The sequence below is a fragment of the Brevundimonas sp. genome (assembly GCF_018608325.1).
Lineage (GTDB): Bacteria > Pseudomonadota > Alphaproteobacteria > Caulobacterales > Caulobacteraceae > Brevundimonas.
In genome coordinates, this window is sequence record NZ_JABAZW010000131.1 from 9,131 (window position 1) to 17,329 (window position 8,199).

Consider the following 8,199-nt stretch of genomic DNA (forward strand, 5'->3'; position numbering starts at 1 on the left):
TGATTACACAGCTGGAACCCCAGCGGCAACCGATCCTGTGTTGGCGTGCAGACGGCGGCAGTCATGCTGCGCCACTCGTCAATATGGCGGGCAGGATCAGGTCGCCGACGCGGTAGGTGTGGAACTCGCTGGTCGATACGGTATCCAGCCGCTTGAACTTGTCGACGAAAGCCGGGTCGGAGAAGAACTCGCCCACATCGCCTTCATCGGAAATGGCCTCGATATTCACGACGGTCTGGCCGTCCGTGCTCTTGGCCAGACTGCTCCACAGGAAGCCGGGTTTGCGCTCGGCGACATAGCGGACCACGTCCTGAATGATCTCGAACGCCTCATCCTGACGACCGGCGTGGGCGTGGATCACATTGACGATGAAGACGGTCGGCGGTGCGGCCGAAAAACCTGCGGTGAAGACGGGGGAGGACATCGTGGGAACCGGTTTGGAGCGGTCGGATCTGACCGCATCCGCTAACTAGGGCCACGACCATCTCGGAAAAATACGCTATTATTCCCATCAGTCAGGACGTGGAAGTCCGCAATCCGACAGACCGATGGATAGCCTCAGCGCCCTCAATGTGTTCGTCCATGTCGCCGAGGCAGGCAGTTTCACCGGCGCGGCCAAGAAGCTGGGCGTTTCGGCGTCCGCCGTGGGCAAGACCATCGCGCGGCTGGAGGCGCAGGTGGATGCACGCCTGTTCCACCGCAGCACCCGCGCCATCGCCCTGACGGGTGAAGGCGGCCTGTTGCTGGAGCGATGCCGACGCATCTTCGCAGAGGTCAGCGCCGCCACCAACGAACTGTCGGCTTCCAAGGAGGCGCCGCGCGGTCGATTGCGGCTCAGCCTGCCGCTGGCGGGCATGCTGTTGATGCCGATCCTGTCCAACTTCATGAAGGCCTATCCCGACATCCAGTTGGACCTGGATTTCACCGACCGCGTCGTCGATGTGATCGAGGAAGGCTTCGACGCTGTGGTCCGCACGGGCGAGGTCGTGGATTCCCGACTGGTCACCCGCAAACTGGGCGCCTTTGACCATGTCGTCGTCGGTTCGCCCGGCTATCTGGATCGGATGGGGGTTCCTCAGACACCCGAAGACCTGTCGCGCCACCTGTGTCTGCAACACCGCTATCCCTCGACCGGCAAGCTGGAGCGCTGGCCGCTGTATCGCGATGACCGGTTTGTCGGCGGGGGCCTGCCGTCCACCGTGATCGCCAGCACGCTGGAGCCGCTGATCTATCTGGCGGAGTGCGGTCAGGGCCTGACGTGCGTGCCCCTGTTCGCCGTGCAGCGTCAGATCGAGAGCGGCGTCCTGATCCCCGTCCTGGTGCCCTTCATCAAGAGCAGCGGCATGTTCCGCGTCGTCTGGCCATCCAACCACTGTTTGACGCCGCGCGTGCGTGTCTTCGTGGATTTCATGGCCGCCGCCCTCACCGCCTCCCCGACGACAGTTTCGCCGCCAGCAGATGCACGTCGTGCGCCCGCATCCGCTCGAAATTGCCAAGTCCCAGGGCTAGTGCGCGCATAACCTCGGCCTGGCGCGTCTGTTCGGGATCGACGGGCAGGTGGGGTTCTGCTCGGGCCAGTTCAGCGTCCAGCTCGGCCATCATCTGTGCGAGGGCTCGGTCGTTCATGTCGTTCTCCATCATGCCGCCGACCCGAAGTCGATAAAGCACGATCAGAACAAACAGGGAACAATATGATGCATTCCGCCTGTGGACGAACGGCATGAAAAAGGGCCGGACGATCACGCGCCCGGCCCTTAAGTCTTTTTGAGATCAGCGGGCGCGACAGACGCCCGGACAGATCAGCTTTCGACCTGCCAGCCGCCTGCCAGCGCCTTGAACAGAGCGATCTGGTAGGTGGTCACCAGGGCGTCCGACTGGGCCAGTGCGGCGTCAGCGGCGGCCTGGGTGCGCTGGGCGTCCAGAACCGTCAGGAAGTTGTCGGCGCCCGCGTTGAAACGCTGCTGCGACAGGGTGGCGGCGCGGGCGGCCTGATCACGCGCCTCGGTCAGGGCCGCGCGGCGGTCCAGTTCGTTGGCGTAGTTGCTCAGAGCCGTTTCCGTCTCCTGCAGGGCCGTCAGCACCGTCTGGTCGAAGTTGGCCAGAGCCGCCTCCGAACGGGCGTCAGCCGCCTTGATCTGGGCGCGGGCCGCGAACACGTTCGGGAACGACCAGCTGATCAGCGGGCCGAAGCTGAAACGATAGTTCTGTCTGTCGCCCAGACCGTTCGATTCCAGCGCGGTCGAGCCGAACGATCCGCCCAGGCTGATGCGCGGGAAGAGGTTGGCGGTTGCCACGTTCACACGGGCAGCAGCCCCGGCCAGATTGGCCTCCGCCTGACGCACATCGGGACGACGCGCCAGCAGGGCCGCACCGTCGCCGACCGGGATCGCCTGGTTCAGCTGGGGCGGACGCACGCAGGCGGCGGCGGCCTGATCGACCTCGGCCGGGGTGCGCCCGGTCAGGGTCGCCAGACGGAACAGGGCCTCGGCCCGGGCCGCGCGCAGGGTCGGCAGGGTCGCCGCCGTCTGGGCCACGGCTGCACGGGCGCGGGCCACGTCCAGACCGGTGCCTGCACCCGAGTCCAGCAGGGTCTGGGTCAGGGTTCCGGTGTTGCGTTGCAGATCCAGCGTCCGCTCGGCCACTGCGATCTGGGCGTTGGCCGAGCAGGTGTCGGCATAGGCCCGTGCAGTTTCCGCCGCGACCGACACCTGAACCGCAGCCAGAGCGGCTTCGGAGGCGCGGGCGTCGGCGCGAGCGGCGCGGATGGTCGACTCGACACGACCGAACAGATCGACCTCGTAGCTGGCCGACAGGCCCGCATCATAGGTGTCGATCTCCGGCGCCTTCTGGCCTGCAGGCAGACCAACGACCGTGGCGGCCGAGGCGCGGCTGCGCTGAGCCTGGGCGGTGGTCGTCGTGGTCGGGAAGCGGCCCACGCGGGCCTCCGACAGCGACGCACGCACCGCGCGCAGGTTGGCGAAGGCGGCCTCCAGCTGGTGGTTTTCAGCAAAGGCCTGCTGGATCAGGCCGTCCAGCGTCGGGTCGTTGTACAGCTTCCACCAGTCGTCCCGCGCCTGGGCGCTGGAGACGGTGGGGCTGGCTGCGCCCACGAAGCCGCCCGTGCCCGTGACAGGCAGTTCGGCAGACGGCGCCTTTGGCCCGACCGCGCAGGCTGCAAGCAGGGCGCTGGCGGCTGCGGCGGTCAGGAACGAGAGGGTCTTATTGCGGGTCATCAGTGATCCCCTCCCCGGCCGGTGACTGGCGACGGAGCATCAGGGTCGGTCAGGTTGGATGGTTCGTCGAACTGGACGGCCTTTTTCGGCGTCGGCTTGTGAGACTGCGGCAGTTTGGAAGAGAGCCACCGCGTGACGACGTAGAAGACCGGCGTGAAGATCAGACCGAAGAAGGTCACCCCGAGCATGCCCGAGAAGACGGACGTGCCAAGCGATTGCCGCATCTCGGCCCCCGGACCCGTCGCCAGCATCAGCGGCACGACGCCGAGGATGAAGGCGAACGACGTCATCAGGATCGGGCGCAGACGGCTGCGGGCGGCGTGCACGGCCGCGTCGAAGCGGTTCATGCCTTCTTCCTCTTCAGCCTGCTTGGCGAACTCGACGATCAGGATGGCGTTCTTGGCCGCAAGCGCGATCAGAACGACCAGACCGATCTGGACCAGGATGTTGTTGTCCAGGCCTCTCAGGTTCACCCCGATGATGGCTGCGAGCAGACACATCGGCACGATCAGAATGACCGCCAGCGGCATGGTGAAGGCTTCATACTGAGCCGCCAGCACCAGGAAGACGAACACCACGGCCATCAGGAAGATCAGGGTCGCACCCGATCCTGCAGCCTTCTGCTGATAGGCCAGCCCGGTCCACTCGTAGGTGAAGCCCTGCGGCAAGGTCTGGGCCGCCATCTGCTCCATGATCCCCAGCGCCTGGCCGGACGAAACGCCTGCCGCACCATTACCCTGCAGCTCGGACGCCGGGTACAGGTTGTAGCGCACGATCCGCGACGGGCCTGAGTCATTGATCAGGTTCGCCACCGATCCGATCGGCACCATCGCTCCTGACGAAGAACGGGTCTTCAGGTTGGCGATGTCGGCGATGTCGTCGCGGTACTGGGGTTCTGCCTGCGCCGTCACCCGGAAGGTGCGGCCCAGCATGTTGAAGTCGTTGACGTAAGACGAACCCAGATAGACGCCCAGAGTGTTGAAGACGTCGCCGGGCTGCACGCCCATCATCAGCGCCTTGTCACGATCGACGTCGGCGGTGATCCGGGGTGAGCCGGTGTTGTAGGTCGAGAAGACCTGGTTCACTTCGGTCGGCTTCTGCGCGGCAGCGCCCATCATGGCGAAGGTGGCGCCCTCAAGCGCGCGGTAACCCGCGCCAGAGGTGTCCTGGATCATCATCGTGAAGCCGTTGCCGTTGCCCAGACCCTGAACCGCAGGCGGTGCGATGACGAAGATCTGTGCGTCCTCGATCGAACCGGTGGCTTGGGTGATGGCGCCGGCCAGGGCGGTTGCGGCCTGCTCCTTCGTACGATCCGCGAAGGGATCAAGACGAACGAAGATGGTCGCAGCGTTAGAGCCGAACGAGAAGCTGGAGCCATCAAGGCCTGCGAAGGCGATGGCGCCGTTGACGCCCTTGGTGCCGCGGATGATGTCGCTGGCGCGGGTCATCACGGCTTCAGTACGGTCCAGCGAAGCGCCGGCAGGCAGTTGGATGACGCCGATCAGGAAGCCCTGATCCTGCTCGGGGATGAAGCCCGAGGGCGTATCGACCAGACGCCAGGCGGTCAGGCCCAGCAGACCGACATAGACGATCAGGACCAGACCAACGGTGCGAACCAGACGCGCGGTCAGACGACCATAGCGATCCGACAGCCAGTCGAAGCCTTCGTTGAACTTACGACCAGCCCAGCCGCCATAGTACATGACCGAGCCCCACAGACCCGGCTTGCGGGCGTGCTCATCATGCTCGACGTGCGGCTTCAGCAGCAGCGCAGCCATGGCTGGCGACAGCGTCAGGGACACGAACAGCGAGATGACCGAGGCCGAGGCGATGACCACCGCGAACTGGCGATAGAAGATGCCCGGAATGCCCGGAACGAACATGGTCGGGATGAAGACCGAGATCAGCACCAGACCGATGGCGATCAGAGCGCCCGACACTTCCTTCATGGAGCGATAGGCGGCTTCCTTGGGCGTGAGCCCCTCCCGGATCGCCCGCTCCACGTTTTCGACCACAACGATGGCGTCATCGACCACGATCCCGACCGCAAGCACCAGGGCGAACAGCGACAGGGAGTTGATCGAATAGCCCAGCGCCAGCTGCACCGCGAAGGTGCCGACCAGAGCCACCGGAATGGCCACGATCGGAATAAGCGCCGCACGCCAGGTCTGCAGGAAGACCATGATGACGATGATGACGAGGATGACGGCTTCGATCAGCGTGTGCTCGACCGACTCCACCGAGGCCGCGACGAACTCCGTCGGGTTGTAGGGGACGTCGACGTGCATGCCCGCCGGAAGCTCCTTCTTCAGAGCCTCGACTTCTTTCAGCACGCGGTCAGCGGTGCCGAGCGCATTGGCGCCGGGCTGCTGAACAATGGCGATGCCGACGCCGCGCTTGCCGTCGAAGAAGCCGCGAATGCCGTAGTCCTGCGCGCCCAGCTCGATACGAGCCACGTCACGCAGATAGGTCACACGCCCAGCGCTGTCCGTCTTCAGGACGACGTTGGAGAACTCATCAGGATCGGTCAGACGACCCTGGACCTGCACCGGTAGCTGGAAGGCTGCGGCATTGGTCGGGAACGGCGGCTGGCCGATGGAGCCGGCAGCGGCCTGAACGTTCTGGGCGCGAAGGGCTGCAACAATATCGGGGCCCGTCAGACCGCGCTCGGCCGCCTTGGCCGGGTCGATCCAGATGCGCATCGAATAGTTGCCGCCGCCGAACACCTGAACCGCGCCCACGCCGTCGATGCGCAGCAGGCGGTCCCGCAGCGTCGAGTTGGCGTAGTTGCCGACATAGTCGTTATCCAGGCTGTCGTCGGGTGACGTCAGGCCAAGGATCATCAGGAAGCCGCTCTCGGCCTTGTTGACCACGATGCCGGTCTGGCGAACCGCGTCAGGCAGACGGGGTTCAGCCAGGGCGACCCGGTTCTGAACCAGCACCTGCGCGGCATCCAGGTCCGTGCCAGGCTGGAAGGTGACGGTGATGGCCACCGCCCCGTCCGATGTGGACGAGGAGGTGATGTAGAGCATTTTCTCGACGCCGTTCACCTCCTGCTCGATGGGAGCAGCGACGGTCTCGGCGAGCGTTTCAGCCGAGGCGCCGGGATAGGCGGCGTTGATGGTGATCGTCGGCGGCGCGATCTCCGGATACTGCGACAGAGGCAGCAACGGATAGGCGAAGATGCCGATGATGGAGATCACCACCGCAATCACGGCCGCGAATATCGGCCGGTCGATGAAGAAGCGGGATATGTTCATGGCTTAGTCGCCGGTGGACAGGCTGTTGGCGAACGAGGCGCTGGAGGCCGGGGCCGCTTGAGTGACAGGTGCATCCGAAGGCTTGTCAGCCACCGGCGTGATGCGGCCGTTCTGGGCCGTGACCTTGGAGCCCGGCTGAGCGGCGCGTTGCAGACCCGCGATGATCACGCGATCCGTCGGAGCAAGGCCCGACTTGACGACGCGCAGCCCCTGAACGATCGGGCCAAGCTGGACGGCCTTGTTGGTGACCGAACCATCAGCAGCCACGACGGCGACCGTGCGGCGCGCCTGATCCGTGCCGATGGCCGAATCTGGCACCAGCAGGGCGTCATAGGAAGCGGCGCCCGCCACCTGGGCGCGGCCGAACATGCCGGGGCGCAGGAAACCGTCGCCGTTCGGCACGATGGCGCGCAGGCGGATGACGCCCGAGGCCGTGTTCACAGCATTGTCGGAGAAGTCGAGGCGACCGGTACGGTCATAGTTGCTCTCGTCCTGAAGACGGATGCGGACCGTGGCGCCCTGATTGGAGCCGCCTTCACGCAGGTACTTCAGCATGACAGCTTCAGAACCGTCGAAGACGAAGTGGATCGGACCGCCCGAGATGATGGTGGTCAGGACATCGCCCGCCGAAGAACCGCCTGCGATCAGGTTGCCCGGATCGACGCGACGGTCGGACACGCGGCCCGAGGTCGGTGCGGTGATGCGCGTATATTCCAGGTTCAGCTGGGCCGTGCGGGTCGCAGCGTTTGCTGCGGCAAGGTTGGCCTGGGCCGCGTCAACGGCGGCCTTGTTGGCGTCGTACTCGGCCTTGGACACCGCCTGCGAGGCCAGCAGCGTCTCGCTGCGGGCCAGGTTGGCGCGGGCCAGGGTCAGTTGCGACTGCATCTGGGCGACCTGCGCCTGGGCCTGGGCCAGAGCGGCCTGGGCGGGACGCGGGTCCAGCGTGAACAGCAGTTGGCCGCGTTGGACCATCTGCCCGTCGCGGAAGTGAACCGCCTGGACATAGCCGCCGACACGCGCGCGGACCTCGACGGCCTCGACCGCCTCGAAACGACCGGTGAATTCATCCCAGTCCACCACCTTCTGCTGAAGGGGTGTCGCCACTGTGACTGGGGGGGCGCCTGGCCCTTGCTGCTCCGCCTTGGGGGAACATCCATAAAGCGCGCCCGTCGCCAAGACGGACACGGCGGCAATCTTAAGCCCGCGCATCTGCGCATTCTCCCTGATCGGAGGTAAATCCCAGTCGTGCGGACATAGGCCGATGGGGAGTCGGCCTTGTCAACGCGTGGTGACTTAATGAGAGGACGCGAAGCGCTTGTCAACAGGCGTTGACAAAGCCATATGGGAGTTACGGTTATTACATCCGCCCTTTTTCCAGTGGAGTTTTGAGAGCCTTGTTGTGCACCGGCCCCCGCCCGAGAAACGCCGCGGCGACGCGTACGGCCATTCTCGACGCCGCGCGTGAACGGTTCGCCGCCGACAGTTATGATGATGTCGGAATGCGCGATATCGCGCGTGACGTCGGCGTCGACGCTGCGCTGATCAGCCGATATTTCGGCTCCAAGGACGAACTCTTCCTCGCCGCGCTGGACAGCTGCGGCGACGGCAGCCAACTGATGCAGGGCGACAAGGCCGACTTCGGACGCCGCGTGGCCCACGAGATCGTCTACGAGCCCAAGAAGGCTGAAAAGCTGAAGGCCATGTCG

At 65.2% G+C, this 8,199-nt stretch carries 6 protein-coding genes; 2 read left to right on the forward strand and 4 right to left on the reverse strand.

Features of this window, described 5'->3' with window-relative positions:
- Nucleotides 1-61: 61 nt before the first annotated feature.
- Nucleotides 62-424 (reverse strand): antibiotic biosynthesis monooxygenase, encoded by a 363-nt coding sequence (locus QZ281_RS12855; protein ID WP_292228972.1) that lies wholly within the window; start codon nt 422-424, stop codon nt 62-64.
- A 124-nt stretch (nt 425-548) separates the two neighbouring features.
- Between QZ281_RS12855 and QZ281_RS12860 the strand changes: the two genes are divergently transcribed.
- Nucleotides 549-1,520 (forward strand): LysR family transcriptional regulator, encoded by a 972-nt coding sequence (locus tag QZ281_RS12860; RefSeq protein WP_292228974.1) that lies wholly within the window; start codon nt 549-551, stop codon nt 1,518-1,520.
- A gap of 279 nt (nt 1,521-1,799) precedes the next feature.
- On the opposite strand, the gene QZ281_RS12865 is transcribed toward QZ281_RS12860, so the two are convergent.
- Genes QZ281_RS12865 through QZ281_RS12875 form a run of 3 tightly spaced genes read right to left on the reverse strand, consistent with a single transcriptional unit; the run spans nt 1,800 to nt 7,597 of the window.
- Nucleotides 1,800-3,233, reverse strand: a complete 1,434-nt coding sequence (locus QZ281_RS12865) for a TolC family protein (protein ID WP_292228976.1) — start codon at nt 3,231-3,233, stop codon at nt 1,800-1,802.
- Nucleotides 3,233-6,493 carry a multidrug efflux RND transporter permease subunit gene (locus tag QZ281_RS12870; RefSeq protein ID WP_292228978.1) on the reverse strand — a complete coding sequence of 1,087 codons (3,261 nt, stop codon included), beginning with the start codon at nt 6,491-6,493 and terminating at the stop codon, nt 3,233-3,235. The genes QZ281_RS12865 and QZ281_RS12870 overlap by 1 nt, the downstream gene beginning before the upstream one ends.
- A 3-nt stretch (nt 6,494-6,496) precedes the next feature.
- Nucleotides 6,497-7,597, reverse strand: a complete 1,101-nt coding sequence (locus QZ281_RS12875; protein ID WP_292228980.1) for an efflux RND transporter periplasmic adaptor subunit — start codon at nt 7,595-7,597, stop codon at nt 6,497-6,499.
- 290 nt (nt 7,598-7,887) lie between these two features.
- On the opposite strand from QZ281_RS12875, the gene QZ281_RS12880 reads away from it, so the two are divergent.
- Nucleotides 7,888-8,199 (forward strand): helix-turn-helix domain-containing protein (locus QZ281_RS12880; RefSeq protein WP_292228982.1); only part of this gene is annotated, 312 nt, incomplete at its 3' end.